The organism is Thermodesulfomicrobium thermophilum DSM 16697 (assembly GCF_059568695.1).
The window spans coordinates 107,027-124,823 of sequence record NZ_JCANTW010000014.1 but is presented as its reverse complement, the minus strand read 5'-3'; the positions used below and the strand labels follow the sequence as shown (position 1 = coordinate 124,823).

The following is a 17,797-nucleotide window of genomic DNA, read 5'->3' as shown; positions in this document are numbered from 1 at the left end:
CCAACAGCATCAGGCGAAAATCCTTTTGCCGATGGAGTGGCGTGGGGAAGCTATAATCTTTATTTACTAGAAAAGTTGAAGCATTTTACCGATGAGCCCAATCATGGAGATGGCAGAAAAGGTCATGGCAAAAGTGAACATGCGCATCATTTGACTCCGGTTCTCCCGCAACCCTTCGTCGATACGACGGTCAATGCGTTCGATGAGCTTATCCAATTTACTGTCCATCTGTTCGAAGCGTTTGCCCATGCGGTCTTCAAGACGTTTGATCTCCTCCCGTACAGCGTCAAACTGCGCATCCACCTGCTCGAAACGCTTGTCCACCTGTTCGAAGCGCTTATCCACCTGCTCGAAGCGCTTGTTCATGCGGTCTTCAAGATCCTTGATTTCCGCACGCACGGCGACAAACTGCGCATCCACCTGCTCGAAGCGCTTATCCACCTGCTCGAAGCGCTTGTTCATGCGGTCTTCAAGATCCTTGATTTCCGCGCGCACGGCGACAAACTGCGCATCCACCTGCTCGAAGCGCTTGTCTATGCGGGTTTCCAGGTTTTTGATATCTTCTTTGATCTCATTGACCTGGTATTGCAGATTGTCGAACCGGCTCTCGAAATATTTCGAGGTGGGGATGATATTCGCAATCAAGACATCAATGGTTTTAGGGTCGAGCGTCAACTCGTGAGGGGGCGCGGAATTGGGCCGTTCTTCGGTCATGGGCCATGCTCCTTGGGGATTTTTTCGCAGCAACATTCGCCGCTGCTGTACCGACTTTGAACACCACATAATGAATCAGCATAGGGGCGTCAAACACCACGCGCTCGGAGCGTCCCCGCAAAGGCAAATGCCCTCCCCTCGCAAACCCAGCCTATTTTCTGAAGTCATGGGGCGTGCACGCCGCCATCGCGCTCGGGACTTTCGTCCAGCTCCAGGCGGAAGTCGAAACCTCTCCGACCGCTCGCCGCTGGCATAACGCGAGCACACACTCCGCCAAAAACCCGGGGAGCCCCGGGTTTTGATGATGACGCAGCCCTCAAGACGCCGCTAGCCCCACGAATCCACAATCGTGCCTCGCCCCGTGTACGCAGGCAACAGCACGTCCTGCTGCAAATCGAAGAGCGAGCCTGCCCCCTGATGCTGCCGCTGCCATTGATTCATAGTGTTCAAGGTATTGGTCACCACCATGGCCCCTACGGTCTGGCGGTCCAGCCCGGTCACCTCCTGCCGCTGCGCGTCCACTTGCAACATACCCCACCTCCTGGATGCGAGGGCTGTAGACCCTCCGTAGCGCTCCAACCACCCCTCAGGCAAGGGGGACACGCAAAAACCGCTCCTTATTCCTTCTCCCGGCGGATGCGGGCACCTACGGCAGCGAGCTTGCGTTCCATGGCCTCATAGCCGCGGTCCAAATGGTAAATACGCCGCACCACCGTGGTGCCCTGAGCAGCAAGTCCGGCAAGCACCAAACAGGCGCTCGCCCGAAGATCCGATGCCATGACCAGCGCGCCGGTGAGGCCCTGCACCCCGCGCACCACGGCAGTCTGGCCCGACAAGATGATGTGCGCTCCCAGGCGGCAGAGCTCCGGCACGTGCATGAACCGGTTTTCAAAAATCCCTTCCGTAATGGTGCCTGCGCCCTGGGAGACGGTCATGAGCGCCATGATCTGGGCCTGCATGTCCGTGGGGAACCCCGGATAGGGCTGGGTGGTGACATCCTGGCACACCAGCGGTCCGGTGGCTTCCGCCACCACCACGTCTCCGCGCGTCTCGATGCTCATCCCCATTTCCCGCAGCTTGGCGGTAACGGCGTCCAAGGCCGCCAGCGGGCAACGCTCCAACTCCAGGCGTCCCTGGGTGATGCCGGCGGCCACCAAGTAGGTGCCGGCCTCGATGCGGTCCGGCATGACCTGGTAGCAGCACCCCGCCAGGCGGGGCACTCCTTCGATGCGCACCACGCTGGTGCCATGGCCGCTGATGCGCGCCCCACAGGCGCGCAAGAATTCCGCCAGGTCCACGATCTCCGGCTCCCGGGCGGCGTTTTCGATGATGGTCTCTCCGTCGGCCAAGACCGCGGCCATGATGAGGTTTTCGGTACCGCCCACGGTGGGAAAATCCAAAATGATATGGGCGCCGTGCAAGCCATCCGCGCAGGTGCCGACGATATCGCCGTGCTCCAGGGAGAACCGGGCACCCATCTTTTCCAGCCCCTTGAGATGCATATCCACCGGCCGGGCGCCGATGGCGCACCCCCCGGGCAGGGCCACCCGCGCCGTGCCCAAACGGGCCAGCAGGGGGCCCAAACACAAGACCGAGGCGCGCATGGTGCGCACCAGATCATACGGGGCCTCGGGCCGCAGATCACAGGCGTGGATCACGACCTCCCCGCCCGCCTCACGCTCCGCCCGGCACCCCAAAAGGCCGAGGAGCTGGAGAGTGGTGTCGATATCGCGCAGGCACGGCACATTGCCGAGCCGTACCGGACCATCCGCTAAGGTAGCGGCCAAAAGGATAGGCAGGGCGGCGTTCTTGGAGCCGCTTACTGCAATGCGGCCATACAGCGGACGGCCGCCTTCGATGACAAATCGATCCATAACACACTCACTTGGTTGCACGCCAACGGCGAATCATCTCCCCTTCTCCAGGGTACACGGTACGGTCGGCATCAGCTTCCCCGCGGGGCCATGCCTCTGGCCTCGGAGCGCTGCCTTCCTGGGCCGCTGCCGGGGGATGGGTATCAGTCAAGGCAGGATGGCGGCGCACATCGCATTCCGGCACCGGCCAGCTGAACTCGATGGGGATGTTGTTGGGGTCGAAGGCGTACACCGAAAGGATGAACCCGTGGTCGATGACTTCCGAGGCCCAAAAGCCCGCGGCCTCCAACCGAGCCTTGAGGGTCCACAGATCATCCTTCTCGGCCACGCCGATGGAGACGTGGTCAAAGGCCACCGGCCCACGCACCGGCACGCCATGGTCCTTTTCCGGCACCGGCTCCACCCCGGGCCACTCGAAAAAGGCGATCATGTCGTACTCGGAAATCTGGAAAAAATAGTGACGATATCCCGGGTGCCCAAGGCTCACCACCATGGGCATCCCCAAAAGATCCCGCCAGAAGCGGATGGTCGCATCCATATCCGCTGTCACCAGGGCCAGGTGGTTGATGCCGGTGTAGCGCATCCCAACCTCCTTGGAGGACAAAAAAAGGCAGAACCCCAGGTTCTGCCGTGCGTCTTGTTTTGGGGTGGATGACGCGACTTGAACGCGCGACCGCCTGGGCCACAACCAGGAGCTCCACCAACTGAGCTACATCCACCACATTCTCGCGGCGTCCGCCGTCGAGGCGCTCTCTTTGGCCGAAGACGCCCCTGCTCGTCAAGCAGTTTTCTGCATGATTTTCGACGCCCAGCCTGCCGTCCACTTCGCAACCTGTCGGATACGGCCAGTTCTCACCACGACTACAAGGCAAGGGCCATCACAACGCGGTCCAAAACGACCAGGAGCTGGCGCATATCCAGGGGCTTGGTCAAAAAGTATTCCATACCCGCCTCCCGGGCCCGAGTCTCATCTTCAGGAAGGGCGTGGGCGGTGAGCGCCACCAAAGGCATGGCGGCCGTCCCGGCAAACTCTGGATAACTGCGGATGGCGCGGGCGGTCTGCAAACCGTCCATTTCCGGCATCTGGATGTCCAAGAAGGCCACATCGTAATGGTCTGCGCGCAGCCGCGCCAATGCCTCCAAGCCATTGACCGCCTCGTCCACGTGGCAGCCCAATTTTTGCAGCAATGCCCGGGCCATGAAGCGGTTGACGTCGTCGTCTTCCACCACGAGCACCTTGAGCCCGTATTGGGGCAGTCCTTCACGCGTCGAAACGGCAGCCTCTTCGGCAGGCTCCGGGGCCCGACGGGCAGGCACACACACCGCGATCCAAAACCCCTCCCCCGGGGCCGTATCCACGACGATGGTCCCGCCCATGAGCTCCACCAGGCGCTTGACCACGGCAAGCCCCAGCCCCGCGCCTTGATACTTGCGGGTCAGGGAGGCGTCTTCCTGGCGAAACCGCTCGAAGGCATGGGGCACATGGGCGGCAATCATGCCGATGCCCGTGTCTTCCACCTGCAACAGCAGGCGCTCCCGGCCATCGGCGCTGGTGAGCGCGTCCACACGCACCACGATCTCGCCATGATGGGTGAACTTGGCGGCATTGCCCACCAGGTTCATGAGGATCTGCCGCAGCCGCGCCGCATCGCTCTCCACCCACAACTGCGCTTCCGCCTCCAGACGGAGGGCGACGCCGCTTCGCTGCGCCTGGGTGCGCACCAGGGACAGGGCGTGGTTTGCCACGTCCACCACGTCCACAGGCGCCGTGTGCACAGCAAATCCGGCGGCAGCGCGACTGAGCTCCAAGATATCCGTGAGCACCCGCAGGAGATTGCGGGCAGAATCCAGGGCCACGGCCACCTGCTCCGCCTGCTGCGGGGGGAGGGTTTCCAGACGCAAGAGCTGGAGCACCCCCATGATGCCGTTCAAGGGAGTGCGCAGCTCATGGCTCATGTTGGCAAGAAACTCATCCTTCATGCGGCTGGCCTCTTCGGCCTGGCGGCGGGCCTCCTCCTGGGCGCGCAGGAGATTTTCCCGTTCGGTGATGTCCACCAGCGACACCACGCCGTAGAGGCGCCCCTGCTGCCGCAAGGGCACAAAGGCGTATTCCAGGATCCGGCCCGAAGGAAGCTCCATGATCCCGCGCTGGGAGCGGCCGGCCAGCACCGCCGCTCCAAAAGGCCAAGTCCAGGATGCGTCCTGCCACAACGGCTTCCCGCACCCGTCATCCAAGAGCACCCGCGCGGCCTCGTTGACCAAGACCGGCCGCCCCAAGACGTCCAGCCCCAGGATCCCCTCGGCCACGCTCTCCAGAAGCGAACGGTTGAGGGAGGCCAATGCCTGGACGTGGGCCAGTTGATCTTCCAAGTCCAGATTGAGTTGAACGTTGTCCGATTCCCGCTGGCGCACCTCCTGCGCCATATGGTTCAGGCTCTCGGCAAGGGCGTCCAATTCCAGCATGCCGGGAGGGATCACCCGGGCGTCGTACTCACCAGCGGCCACGGCCGAAGCCTGCCGCGCCATGCCATCAAGAGACTGCGTCACCCGGCGGGCAAGACGCCGAGCCACCAACAGTCCCACCATCACGCCGACCGACCCCAATACCACAAAGAAGAGCGCCCCCCACACCACCGGACGGCGCAAACTTCCTTTGGAAAGGCGAACCACCGCCACCCAGCCCACCGGCTGAATGCGCCCCGCGGCCCCAAGAAACCGTGCGTCATCCACCTCGCGGATACCCCAATCTTCAAGGTCGGCATGCGAAGAAATCCATGTGTCCACCTGGCGTTCCTGCACGCGGCGCATGTCGGGATGGGCAATGAGGCGACCGCGGTGATCCGCGATGCTCACCTCCACCTGCGGCGAGGAAAAGCTGGCCACCAAGCGCTGGAGGTCCTTCAAATCCAAAGGGGCCAGCAGCATGACGTCGTGGCCGCGCACCCCCAACTCCACGCTGGGGGCCGCCGTGCGGGGGTCCACAAGGACGTCGGAAATATAGGCCCCGTGCTGCCACGTCCCCATCACCCCAGGGGATCGGGAAAAGTCCCAGCCCACAAGCCCGGGATCCGAACTCGCCCGCACGATCCCATCCCGGCCGACCACCAGCAGGCGGGAGAACTGGGGATAGAGGTGCTCCAAACGCACGACTTCTTCCTGCAGACGCACCGCAGGGATCCGCTCCAAGTCCTGCAGGCAGGTATGCAGCGTCGCCTGAGCGAGATGCAACGCATCCTGGCTGGCCTGCACCGCCACCCGGACGATGTCTTGGCAATGGTCTTCGGCCATGGCGCGCACATGCAGCCACCACAAGGCAGAGCCCATCAGGACGAGCACCACGGCGCCGACAGTAAGAAGCGCGACCACCCGCCGCAGCACAAACTGGAAGAAGCTCTGCTTCACGGCGTCTCCTCAAGGGGCTCGTAGCGACCATCGCGCACCACCACCAAGCGATAGTCGTGGATCACATCGCCGGTGGCATCAAAGCGGATCTCCCGCTCCAGCCCTTGGTACACGGGCACTGCCAAGACGGCCTCCTTGATGGCCGCGCCGGTCAATCCATGAGCGCGGCCCATGGCGTCCAGCAGGATCCGGGCCGCGTCATAACTCCAGACAGCGACGAAGGAAGGCTGCCGACCATAGCGCTGCCGAAAAGCCTCATAGAACCGGGACATCTCCGCGGAAGGCCGCATATCATTGCCCACGAGCACCATGCCCTCCACGGCCCTGCCGCCCAGGGGAATCAGGTCCGTGGTCTGGGCCCATTTGGCAGCCACCAGCCGTGCCTCCACCCCGGCCTTCCGCAACTCCTGGGCCATGGCCGCAGCGTGCAGGGAATTGGAGACCAGAACGACCGCCTCCGGGGCCAAGGCACGGATACGCGCTGCCAGACTTGGGGCCTCGAAGGGGTCTCCTTGTCCGTAGGTCAACGTCTGGCCGGAAATCCCCAGCGGCCGAGCGGTGTGCCAAAAGGCCGCCGCCACGTCGTTGGTGTACTCGGCGTTGTCCGCATCCTGCACCAGGACGACCTGGGCGGCCCCCTGGGCGTGGAGATGGCGCGCCAGCACCACCCCCTGGTCTGCGGCCTTGGAGATGGAGCGCACCAACATATCGTCACGGCCGGAAAGCAGTTCCGTGGACATGGTGGGCGAAAAGAAGAGGATCTCCGGGTGGCGCTCCATGGCCGCCAAGGTCACCCGGGCGTGCCGGCTCACCATGGGCCCGAGGATCGCCACCACCCCTTGGGAAGCGACCTCTTCCAGGGCTGCGGCGCAATCCACCTCATCGGTGCCGGCGTCGCGGACCACCACCTCCACCGGCCGGCCGTGGATGCCGCCCTTGGCCGCCACCTCCGCCGCAGCCAAGAGCACCGCGTCCCGGCCCTCCACCCCGAGTTCCGCATACGGCCCGGTGAGCCCGGCCACGAAGCCAATGCGCACCGGAGGGGCGTCGCAGGACGCCATGAGCAGCATCACGAGCAACCACCATGCCGCGCGTCTCATAGGCCCTCCACAGGACGAAAGAACCCGTCCACCACCTGCAGAAGCTGATAATCATAGAGGGTATCGCCAAAGGCATCGAAGCGGATCTCCCGCTCCAGCCCCTGATACACCGGTACGGCCAAAATGGCCTCCTTGATGGCAGCTCCTTCCAGGCTCTTGGCGCGGGCCATGGCATCGAGCAAAATGGAGATACAGTCATAGGTCCACACCGCCCCGTATGAGGGCTGCCGGCCATAGCGCCGCTGAAAACTTTCCTTGAAGGGCGCAAGGTGGGGAGCCGCGTGCCAGGTGTTGCCCACCACGACAAGGCCGCGCATGTCCGGCGCTGCGGCCACGTCCGGGGTCTGGGCCCATTTGGAAGACAGCACCGGGACATCCGGCTTGCGGGCACGAAGGGCGCGCACCAAGGCCATGGTGTGGGGAGCCCGTGCCGCGATCACCACGGCCCGGGGGCTTGCAGCCAGGGCCTTCGCGGCCAAGGTCTCCGCCGGGCATCCATCCGCGCCTGCATAGCGGAGGGTTTGCACCACCCGGACACCAAAACGCCCCCCGGCAGAGCGCAAGCCCAGCAGCACGTCTCCAGTATAGGCCGCATTGTCCGTGTCCTGAATGGCCACGAGCCGCAGCCATCCCTGCCGGGCGGCATAGGAGGCCATGAGCGCCCCTTCGTCCTCGGCCTTGGCGATGGAGCGCACAAGCATATCGTCACGGCCGGAAAGCAGGCTCGTGGACATGGTGGGGGAAAAGAAGAGCACCTCCGGGTGGCGCTCCATGGCCGCCAGCACCACCTGGGCGTGACGGCTCAGCATGGGGCCCACCACCGCCACCGCCCCTTGGGAGACGACATCGTCCACAGCCGCGGCACACGCCGCTTCGGTGGCGCCGGCATCGCGCACCACCACCTCCACGGGACGGCCCTGGATTCCCCCCTTGGCGTTGGCCTCGGCCACGGCCAGGAGCACCGCGTCCCGGCCGTCTTCCCCGAGCTCCGCATACGGGCCCGTCAGTTCCCCCACGAAGCCAATGCGCACCGGAGGGGAATCACAGGCGGCAACAAGGACACCGAAAAGCAACGCGACGCAAACGGTCTGCACAATGCGTACGCCCCTTCGTTCTTCCACCGCCCCCTCCGTCATCATCCTTTTTCTCCACCGTTTATCCTTCGGACGTTTCCGTGCCGTGTGCCCTCTGCGCCCGGGCCACAGCGCGGGCCAGCTTGGCGGCCTCCCCGTGCGCGGGATTGAGGGAGAGACAGATGCGGGCGGCGTTGGCCGCGTGCTCCAGCTTTCCTGCTTCGTACAAGGCCCGGCCCAGGTTGAAGTACAGGTTTTCGTCGTCAGGGCAAATCTCTAAGGCCCGCGTATAGTAGCGCTCCGCTTCCTCGTAGAGCTTTTGCTTGCGCAGCGCGATGCCAAACTCGTTGAACAGATGCTTGTGGGCCGGGTCCATGAACCCATCCAAGGTCACCAGGTGCTCGAACACGGTCTGGGCCTTTTCGGGCTGCCCGTACTGCAGATAGGTAAGACCCAAGCCAAAGAGGGCGCGCACGTTGTCCTCGTCCATGGCCAGGGCGCGGTTATATTCCAACTCCGCAGAATACGGCTGGCCGTTTCTGCGGTGCCGATCGCCACGGGCGATGGTCTTGCGCAGCTCCACCATGGCTGGCCGGATCTTCTTCAAGAAGACATCCACTTCTGGCTGGTACTGCGTCACCAATTCGGCGAGGGTGATCTCCCGCGCCTCGCCCACTGGCAGCCAGTGCTCGTTGAGGGTCTGCAGCGCCAACAGGTCGTCATCCACCTGCCGGGCATAGTAGTACACGGTGCTTTCTTCTTTGCGGGTCGTCGTGCCCGTGCCAATCTTGATTTCCTGGCGTTTGGAGCAGGCGCACTCCAACCCCAGGTCCGAGGCAGTGCAGTACTGGGAGAGCTGCTCCAGCGTATAGGCCCCGGAGGCCGCCTCATCGGCACCCTGCTGCGGCGCAGAACAGATATTTTCCATATGGCCCTATTGAGGTTCGGTTTTCCTGTGCCGGCAGCCAAAGCACGCCACGACCTCAACCACGGCGTCCCACGCAACCGGCTTGGCAAGGTACGCGTCCATACCCGCTTGGAGGATGCGCTCCGCATCGCCCGCCATGGCATGGGCGGTAAGCGCCACGAGCGGCAGCGGAGAGGGTTGGTCCGCGTGCAGGGGGACGCTTTCTCCCAGGCGCCGCGCCGTCTCCCAGGCGCGGATACGTCGAGCGACCTCCATGCCGTCCATACCGGGCATCTGTACGTCCAGCAACACCACATCCACCGGGGTGCGCGCTACAACATCCAGGGCCTGCGCACCATCACCCGCCACCAGCACCCGATGCCCCGCCCGCTCAAGCAAGGCCCGCAACGCCATCTGGCTCACTGGGTCGTCCTCGACCACAAGCACTGTGTGTGGGAGTGCACAAGCAGCACCCCGCTTCGCAGGTTCGGCCCCCAGAGCAACGTCCCCGCCGAGCCCCATGGGAAGGACCACCTCGAACACCGATCCCTGTCCCAAGACACTGTCCACAGCGATGGTTCCTCCCATGGCCGCCACCAGACGCTGGACCACAGCGAGCCCCAGGCCCGCCCCTTGCTGCTTGCGGGTATAGGATCCATCCACCTGAGAAAAGGGAAGGAAAATTTCCGCAATATGCTCCTCGGCAATGCCTATGCCCGAGTCGGCCACCTGAAGCAGCACGTTGGAACGACCGTCCGGGCGGCGCGAAATCACGTCCCAACGCACCCGTACCGTACCTGAATCGGAATACTTGATGGCATTGCCCACGAGATTGAACACGATCTGGCGCACCCGCAGGGGGTCGGTTCTAACAACGCCTCCCAGCTCAGGGGCTTGCGACCACACCAGTGTCATGCCCTTGGCCGCAAGAGACGCATGGTACAGGGCCCGCAAATCCCGCTCCACGGCATCCAGCGGAAGCGGTGCCTCCTGCAGCGCCAGGTGGCCGGCCTTGATGCGCGCCAAATCGAGGATATCCGAGAGCAGCCGGGCAAGCCGGCCCGCTGATTCTAGGGCCAGGCGAACCCACTCCTGCTGTTCGCCATCCAAAGAAGAGGTTTCCAAGAGCTGGAGCAGCCCCATGATGCCATTGAGGGGGGTGCGGATCTCATGGCTCATATTGGCAAGAAACTGATTCTTTGCTTGGCTTGCGGCCTCAGCCGCACGGCGGGCACGGTCCATCTCCTCCATGTGCCGCTTCTGGTCAGTGATATCGGCCATGACGTGCACGTAGCGTGTCCCGTCTCCATTGAGCCCAGGCACCACGCTCACCGTGACCTGAAACACCCGTCCCCACGCGGTGATTTCCGCAACCCCGTTCTGCTGCCCTTCCCGCAGCCGGCGCAAAGGGCAATTGGCGACAAAATCCGCCTCCCCATGAATGATCTCGTAACATTGCCACCCCAAAACCGCGTCCAGGGGACGGCCACACATCTCCAGCAGGGCCTGGTTGGCCCGCAGCACCCGACCATTCTCGTCCATCAGACAAATGGGATTGCGCAGACTGTTGAAGGTGGCATGCCATTGCCGCACCTCCAACTCCCGCTCGCTCTCGGCCTGAGCCAGGCGCAGCAGAGCACGGATGGTGGCGAGCAACTCCTCCGGCTCCACCGGCTGAGTGAGATAGGCGTCGGCTCCGCTCACCAACCCGGCGATCTTGTCCCGCGTATCGCGCATGAGGGCGGAGAGGTGCAGCACAGGCACCGAACGCGTTTCGGGATCGGCCTTGATACGCCGGCACACCTCGAAGCCGTCGATATCCGGAAGGCGCACATCGAGGACCATCAAGTCCGGGCGGCGGCGGGCCAGCTCCAAGGCCTCGGCCCCAGAGGCCCCTTCCCATACCAGGTAGCCAGCCTGCGTGAGCACGCGGACCGTAGTGTACCGTCCTATCTCATTGTCGTCGACAACAGCGATGACCGAGGAGGTATGTTGGGGACGCATCACTTCGCTCCTGGAATCAAATTTCGAAGAAAGCCTGCTATGCCTTGCGCCGCATCCTGGGCGCGAAAGACCACATCTTTGGAAAGCACCGCCGCCGCCTGCTGCAGGGAGGCTAACTCCTCCGCGCTGAGGGCCTGGCTGGTCAGGATGATGACCACTGCCGTGGCCGTCGATGGATCGGCCTTGATTTGGGCAAGCACATCACGACCGGACATGCCGGGCATATTGAGATCCAAAAACACAAATTGCGGGTGCACCTGACGCACCAGCAGCAGCCCTTCCTCACCGCTAGAGGCTTCGAGGAGAGCGTACCCCGTATCCTGAAGCAGGCGGCGCACCAAGTACCGGGCCGAAGGCTCGTCGTCGATGGAGACCACCACAGGCCGGTCGGTGCATCCCCGCACCTTTCCTTGGCCTTCAAGACGCTGCCCGATCCACCCAGGAGGCACAGGCTTCGCCACAGCATCCGTGGCGCCGGCCTCCTTGGCGCGGTCCAACTCCTGGGAAAGAATTGTGGCCACAAAGATGGGGACATCCTGCAGGTGCGGCTGCTCGCGACACCAGCGGATGAGCTCCAGGCCATGGCCGTCTTCCAGCAGCAGGTCTACAACCATGGCACGGGGGGCCTGCTGCTCCAGAAAACGCCGAGCATCACGCACCCCGCGGGCGCGCTGCCAGCGCACGGAAAGGTCTGGGTTCTGCTTGGCATAGAGATAAAACACCGAATCTTCATCTTCCACCACCAAGATCACCGGGAGCGGCTCCGTGCCATGCCCCTCGGGCACTACCGGGAGTTCCACCCAAAAGGTAGACCCTTCTCCCACCGTGCTTTCCACCCATACCCGGCCACCCAAGAGGCCCGCCAGACGCTTGGCCACTGGCAGGCCCAAACCTGTACCCTTGTGGTAGCGTTGGTGTTCTCCGGATATCTGGGCATATTCTTCGAAGATGCGGTCCTGTTCTTCGGGTGGGATGCCGATGCCGGTGTCGGCCACGAAGAAACGCACCCGGCCGCCCATTGGCCGCACACCCACCCGAATACTTCCGTGCTTGGTGAACTTGACGGCGTTGGAGAGAAAGTTGCGCACGATCTGGGCCACCTTGGCCTCGTCACTCTCCATGACGATGTCGGGCTCTGGCGGCTCTACCACCAATTCCACTTGGGAAGCATCCACCAGCGGCCGAAACATGCCACGCAATGTGCTCAAAAACTCGCCCACGGAGAACGGCGCCACCCGCACGGCCTCCTTGCCGGCCTCCAAACGAGCAAAATCCAGGAGCTCATTGACCATCTCGAGGAGACTCCGGGCCGAAGCCATGATGAAGCCCACCTGTTTTTCCTGCTCTGGGGTGAGGGGGCCGTCTTCTCGGCGCTCCAGCAACCCCGCAAGCCCGATGATGGAGTTGAGTGGGGTACGGAACTCATGGCTCAAATGGGAAAGAAATCGCCGCAACACTGTGCTGGTTTGCTCAAGGCGGCGCGCTTTTTCCTCGATCTCGGCATACAGCGCCATCACTCCGCGGTTGGTTTCTTCAAGTTCGCGGTTTGCGGCCTCCAAGGCGTGCTGCTGTTGCTCCAGCTCTTCCAATGCCAGGAGTAGCTCCTGGTTTTGGCGCTGGATTTCATCCAGGGGAGACGGCGATGCCTGACGCGCCAAGTCCTGGAGGCACTGGCTGGCTTCCTGCGGAGAAAATACCCGGGGAAGACGCTTGCCGAAACAGACCTCCGTCCCCTGACCAGGGGCGGTACGTACGGCAAAGCGCTCCATGATGCGCGACACCCCCAAAAGCCCAAGACCCATGCCCGTGGAAGACCGGTACCGGCCTTCCAGAATAGTGGGAAGTTCCTGGATCCCAGGCCCTTGGTCGCGAACGCACACCATGAGATATTGGACCCCTGCGCTCTCTTCCAAGAAAAGCTCCACGCTCCCATGGCCGGCGTAGACGATGGCATTGCGCGCAATCTCCGACACGGCAGTACCCAAGCGAGTCTGGTCGCCGCCATCCAAACCTAGGGCCGCAGCCAGGCCCCGCGCCCGCTGGCGCGCCTGCACCACGTCGTGCTCATGCTGAAGGACAATGCGCAGCAATACCGTCATAGCACCCAACCTGACCCGAGCACAGGGCGAAGCACGACCACCGTGGCATCGTCCCGCTGCCGGAAGAAATCCCGAAAGAGCACCCCTGCCATCAAACTCGGATGATGGCCCATAATGCCCGGATACCGCCGCCAATCCCACTCGGTGCGCAGTCCATCGGTGGCCAGGATCACCCAATCCTCAGGCCCCAAAGGAAGGATCTCTTCCCGCACCCGGGACGCCTGATACCCGACAATACCCGGCCAGGACACCATCGAAAGGTCCGCATCCCCGCGCACCACACGCCCCATCACGTTGCCGACCCCGCAGACCCGGGCCTCCCCACGGACGCGATCAAGCGTCACCGCCAGCGCCGCCGCGCCACGGGTCCCACGCAAGGCGGCGTGGAGGCGCTCCATGAGTTCCTGGGGCGAAAGCGCCCAATGGACAGCAAACACCTCCAGCGCCCGCTGGGCAGCAATAGCGGCATCCAGGCCATGCCCTAGCCCGTCCACCACCAAAACCACGGCCCGGTCCCCGTCCTGCTCCACGGCCCAGGCGTCGCCACAAGGCTCTTCGGCGTGGAGCGCCCGACATACCGCCCCCACGGTGTACGGACGCTGATCCGGACACGCAGGGCAGGACTTGGCCCACAGCCGGGCCATGATCGCCGTGCCCCGGTCAGGCCAGGAAACCACATCCGCCACATGGGACAAACGCCAAATAGCCCCCAAACCAGTCCCCGCAGTCTTGGTGCTGGAAACCCCATCACGTTGGCACCAGGCAATGTCCGCCATACCCGCCCCGCTATCCACAGCCAAAAGCTCGAGTCCTCCGACCCCACAGCACTGAACCGTCCGCAGGAAAAGCTCGCCACCCCCCGCATGCTTGATGAGGTTGGTGGCCATCTCCGTGGCCACGATGGCTGCATGGCCTTCCCCCACCTCGGAAAAGCCCTCTGCCCGGGCCAAGGCGCGGGTAAGCCGCCGGGCCTCTCCCACAGCGCTCAGGTCCTGGACCTCGAGAGAAACCACGTCACGCATCGCCCCCCCTAGCGCCACTTCTCCACCCGCACCAACGTCCCCTGCCCTGGGGCGCTGCGGATCGTCATGGAATCCATAAGCCGGCGCGACCCACCAAGGCCAAGTCCCAAACCAGTGCCCGTGGTAAAGCCATCCCGCAAAGCCGCATCGACGTCAGGAATGCCAGGCCCATGGTCCTCGAACTCCAGCCACATGCCCACACGCCCCCCGCCGGTGAGGGGGCCCAGCCGCACCTCTCCACTCCCGCCGCCATGCACCACCATATTGCGGGCAAGCTCCGAGGCTGCAGTGACGATCTTGGTCTGGTCCACTAGGCGAAATCCCAGCTCAATGGCAGTGGTCCGCACCTTTTGGCGGACCATAGCCACATCGTAGTCCGACGCCACATGCCACCGCTGCTCGCTAGGTGTGGTCATGGTGGTCTCCGATGCAGCGCCGCTGCAACAAAGCCATGCCTTTTTCCGCATTCAAGGCAGTGCGTACCCCTGGCAGCGAGAGCCCAAGCTCCACCAGGGTAATGGCCACGGCCGGACGCATCCCCACAACCACGGTCTCGGCATCCAGCATCCGCGACATGGAAGCGATGGAGACCAGCATCCGACCGATGAAAGAGTCCACGATCTCCAGAGCGGAAATATCGATGAGCACGCCTTTGGCCTCCTCCGCCACAATCCGCTCGGTCAACTCCTCTTGCAGCGCCATGGCCAGGCGGTCATGCATATCCACCTGAATGGAGACCAGAAGAAACGGCCCCATCTTAAGAATGGGAATACTCTCCATCTTCCCTCCTTACGCAGCGACGATACGCAGCCCAAGCCGCACGAAAGCATGGCGGATGGCATCGGCCAAGGTGGCCTTGGTGACGATGGAGGAAAAAGACACCCCCAGGTGGACCATGGTTTGGGCAATCTGCGGCCGGATGCCACTGATGATGCACTCTGCCCCCATGAGCTGGGCTGCGGCCACAGTCTTCATAAGATGTTGGGCCACCAAGGTGTCTACCGTGGGCACGCCGGTAATATCGATGATGGCCAGGGAAGACCCCGTGGCCACGATCCGCTCGAGCAGACTTTCCATAACCACCTGGGTGCGGGCGCTGTCGAGCGTCCCCACCAGAGGCAAGGCCAAGATACCTTCCCAAATCTTCACCACAGGGGTGGAAAGCTCGAGCATCTCCTCCTGCTGGCGACGGATGACTTCCTCCCGGCTCGCGATGTAGGCATCCATGATGAAGAGCCCCAGTTCGTCGAGCAGATGGCTGGCCGTTCCAATCAAATCCCCAGCCACCTGCGCGGGCGCCTCCCGCGCCACCAAGGCATACAGGTGCTGTTTGAGAGAATACACAAAAAGAGCTGTTTGGCGGGAGGAAAACCCTTGGCGGAGCCGAGATCGGCCCATTTGCTCCAGCATCTCCCGCACCGACCGCCATGCTTCCGCACCGATGTTTTGCCCCCCACCGGCTTCGAGACAGGCGACGAACTCTGCCAGAAAATCCCGACATTGCGTTCGTAACTCTGCGGCCTCCACCCGTCCTGTGTGCGCCACGAGCCGACTTTGCTCTTCCACCCACGCCTCCAGCAACGCTGCCTCGTGGGTCCGCACCAAACCACCCAACGTCGTCTCCAACGCCATAGTTTCCTCCTTGGAAGATATTTCTGTTTCCGTAGATACCCCTACGCTCAAGGCTTTGGCAACAGCAAAAAAAAACGTCTGGGGGCACCCAGACGTCAACTCCACCGCAGCGTCCGCCGGCTATGCCACCACCCGAAGCGGGCCTTGGCGGCCAGCGGCCAGACGCTGGAGCACCCCGAGAGCGGCCTCCATGCGACCGGCCAGAAGCGAGTTTCCTTGGGACTGCGCGTGCTCCAGGCGGGCAGTAAACTCGGCAATCCAGTCCACACGGCCGGAGGCGTCGGCCGCAGTGCGCATGGGCCCGGGAGCCGCCGCGGGTTGGAGCTGCAAGGCCGCGCACTGCTCCACCGTGATCAGGCCCGCGTCGCACAACGCCTGCGCAGCCTGCGCCAATTGCGGCGCAGAGGCACGGCGCACATCGATGCGCGCAGCCAACTCATGCCACAACGACGCAGAAGGCGCTGCCGAAGCCTGAGACAGATTCTTGGGCCCGGCCGACGCGGCTACGGAGCGGATGACAGAAATTGCAGTATTGACAAGACCAAGGGCAGCCAGGGGGGCGATGGTCATGAAGGCCTCCTGCGGCAAGATGTGCCGCTCCCCTTGGCTCAAGCAGAAAGTGCGCCAACTACAAAAGGAAGCGCACTCCCGGGCACGAAGAGAGGCTTTGCGCCAGGACCTCCAGGTGGTCGCGGCTTGGGATGACGACGCGTACGCTGTAGGTGACATACTTGCCGTGCCGAGAGCTGCGGCCGCGCACCGGACGCTGGGCATAGCCATAGCGGTCGAGCACCGTGCCAATGGCACTCTGGGTGGCGGGGGTGTCTTCTGCCACCACCCGGAACTCCCAAGCCAAGGGAAACTCCAACTCCAACTGCATACACGCCTCCTTGATGCGGCGGTCTTTTGGAGAAAAGCCAACCCCCCGTCAAGGCAGGGCCTCCGCGCCGCATGCCCTGCGCAACCACGCCGCTTTTTCCGCCAACTGGCGTTGACACCCCGTCGTCCTCCCCCTAGAACCAGCACGGTTGCGGAACCACGCCCTATTTTGAGGAAACAATATGCATCCAGACTCCGAAGACACCGCCGTGCTTCCCGAAGGTCGAGCCAAGGAGCTCAAACTGTTCACCGTCTGTCTCAAAAAATTCATCCGCAAGGTTTTTGAGCATATGGTGGCCACCCGCTTTGCTTCCTGGCAGGAACTCGCCATCCATGAGCAAGACGGCATGGTGTACCCCATCTACAACTACGTGCTCGACCGCGACGACCCGCGATGTGAATCCTTTTACCCCGATCACGGCCTGGATTTGGACAACGGCCAGATCCTCCTGGCCGACCTTTCCGTATCCGCCATTCTGGATGAAGAAGGGGCCGTGGGCCTCGAGTTCTATCTCTACGAAACCACGTCCATCGTCCCCTTTGTGTGCGACAACTTCGAGGCCATCCAGCACGAGCGGCCGAGCATGAGCCATTTCCGCCGCGCGGAAGACGTAGACTTCGAGGCCCTTTACGAAGAACTCAAAAGAAGCAACCTCTTCGACGACCTCTATTACGAGCTCAACAAATCCATCCTGCTCATCGAACTGAGCGAACGCGAGATCCTCACCGACATGAAGCAGGAGGCGTTACGCATCCTCGCCGGAGTCTTCAGCCGGGCAAAGTCCATCACCAACCTCAGCACCATCGCCAACACGGATATCAAAGAATGTCGGCTCGACTTTACCGCCGACGAACGCCGCTTTTCCGTGGTGGTGCTCAACGGGCACGATGCATTCAACAACCCCGTGTATTCCTCGGTGATGACCTTGCCGGAATACAAATCCATCGCCCATTACGTGGATTTGGATACGTGGTACGAAAAATTGGTCAAGGTCCTGCGGGCCAAAAACGTGGACAGCCCCGAGGCCGTCATCCTGGAGGCCTTGCGCCCCCTGGACCGTCCGGTACGCACCGCAACCACCCAACCTTAA

17 protein-coding genes and 1 tRNA gene are annotated in these 17,797 nt (G+C 63.0%); 1 reads left to right on the top strand and 17 read right to left on the bottom strand.

Annotation, left to right across the window (positions count from 1 at the left end; all coding sequences use genetic code 11):
- Nucleotides 1-66 precede the first annotated feature (66 nt).
- The 17 genes from BR00_RS07920 to BR00_RS07840 all read right to left on the bottom strand — a co-directional run bounded on the left by BR00_RS07920 (nt 67) and on the right by BR00_RS07840 (nt 16,707).
- Complete coding sequence (locus BR00_RS07920) at nt 67-714, bottom strand: hypothetical protein (protein ID WP_496477052.1); 648 nt, start codon at nt 712-714, stop codon at nt 67-69.
- Between the two features lie 327 nt (nt 715-1,041).
- The gene (locus BR00_RS07915; protein WP_496477051.1) at nt 1,042-1,245 is read right to left on the bottom strand and encodes a hypothetical protein; all 204 of its coding nucleotides are present in this window, start codon (nt 1,243-1,245) and stop codon (nt 1,042-1,044) included.
- An 86-nt stretch (nt 1,246-1,331) separates the two neighbouring features.
- Complete coding sequence (murA, locus tag BR00_RS07910; RefSeq protein WP_496477050.1) at nt 1,332-2,588, bottom strand: UDP-N-acetylglucosamine 1-carboxyvinyltransferase; 1,257 nt, start codon at nt 2,586-2,588, stop codon at nt 1,332-1,334.
- 7 nt (nt 2,589-2,595) lie between these two features.
- Entirely contained in the window at nt 2,596-3,171 is a 576-nt protein-coding gene (locus tag BR00_RS07905) for a VOC family protein (protein WP_496477049.1), read from the bottom strand.
- A 60-nt stretch (nt 3,172-3,231) separates the two neighbouring features.
- Nucleotides 3,232-3,307: transfer RNA gene (locus BR00_RS07900), tRNA-His, on the bottom strand.
- 142 nt (nt 3,308-3,449) lie between these two features.
- Nucleotides 3,450-5,990 (bottom strand): hybrid sensor histidine kinase/response regulator, encoded by a 2,541-nt coding sequence (locus tag BR00_RS07895; RefSeq protein WP_496477048.1) that lies wholly within the window; start codon nt 5,988-5,990, stop codon nt 3,450-3,452.
- Entirely contained in the window at nt 5,987-7,090 is a 1,104-nt protein-coding gene (locus BR00_RS07890; RefSeq protein WP_496477047.1) for an ABC transporter substrate-binding protein, read from the bottom strand. The genes BR00_RS07895 and BR00_RS07890 overlap by 4 nt, the downstream gene beginning before the upstream one ends.
- A complete protein-coding gene (locus BR00_RS07885; RefSeq protein ID WP_496477046.1) occupies nt 7,087-8,229 on the bottom strand; it encodes an ABC transporter substrate-binding protein in 1,143 nt (380 codons plus the stop codon). The genes BR00_RS07890 and BR00_RS07885 overlap by 4 nt, the downstream gene beginning before the upstream one ends.
- Before the next feature lie 16 nt (nt 8,230-8,245).
- A complete protein-coding gene (locus tag BR00_RS07880; protein ID WP_496477045.1) occupies nt 8,246-9,091 on the bottom strand; it encodes a tetratricopeptide repeat protein in 846 nt (281 codons plus the stop codon).
- A gap of 6 nt (nt 9,092-9,097) precedes the next feature.
- Nucleotides 9,098-11,074 (bottom strand): hybrid sensor histidine kinase/response regulator, encoded by a 1,977-nt coding sequence (locus tag BR00_RS07875; protein ID WP_496477044.1) that lies wholly within the window; start codon nt 11,072-11,074, stop codon nt 9,098-9,100.
- Nucleotides 11,074-13,173, bottom strand: coding sequence for an ATP-binding protein (locus BR00_RS07870; protein ID WP_496477043.1), 2,100 nt, complete (start codon nt 13,171-13,173; stop codon nt 11,074-11,076). Before BR00_RS07870 ends, BR00_RS07875 begins: the two co-directional genes overlap by 1 nt.
- Entirely contained in the window at nt 13,170-14,195 is a 1,026-nt protein-coding gene (locus BR00_RS07865; RefSeq protein WP_496477042.1) for a SpoIIE family protein phosphatase, read from the bottom strand. The genes BR00_RS07870 and BR00_RS07865 overlap by 4 nt, the downstream gene beginning before the upstream one ends.
- 8 nt (nt 14,196-14,203) lie before the next feature.
- Complete coding sequence (locus BR00_RS07860; RefSeq protein ID WP_496477041.1) at nt 14,204-14,611, bottom strand: anti-sigma regulatory factor; 408 nt, start codon at nt 14,609-14,611, stop codon at nt 14,204-14,206.
- Nucleotides 14,598-14,975, bottom strand: coding sequence for an STAS domain-containing protein (locus BR00_RS07855; protein WP_496477040.1), 378 nt, complete (start codon nt 14,973-14,975; stop codon nt 14,598-14,600). The genes BR00_RS07860 and BR00_RS07855 overlap by 14 nt, the downstream gene beginning before the upstream one ends.
- A 9-nt stretch (nt 14,976-14,984) precedes the next feature.
- A complete protein-coding gene (locus tag BR00_RS07850; protein WP_496477039.1) occupies nt 14,985-15,827 on the bottom strand; it encodes an STAS domain-containing protein in 843 nt (280 codons plus the stop codon).
- 120 nt (nt 15,828-15,947) lie between these two features.
- Complete coding sequence (locus BR00_RS07845) at nt 15,948-16,397, bottom strand: hypothetical protein (RefSeq protein WP_496477038.1); 450 nt, start codon at nt 16,395-16,397, stop codon at nt 15,948-15,950.
- Nucleotides 16,398-16,455: 58 nt separating this feature from the next.
- A complete protein-coding gene (locus tag BR00_RS07840) occupies nt 16,456-16,707 on the bottom strand; it encodes a YbeD family protein (RefSeq protein WP_496477037.1) in 252 nt (83 codons plus the stop codon).
- Nucleotides 16,708-16,888: 181 nt separating this feature from the next.
- Here BR00_RS07840 and BR00_RS07835 point away from each other — a divergent pair, with 181 nt between their 5' ends.
- On the top strand, nt 16,889-17,797 hold the full coding sequence (locus BR00_RS07835) for a hypothetical protein (RefSeq protein WP_496477036.1): 909 nt from the start codon (nt 16,889-16,891) through the stop codon (nt 17,795-17,797).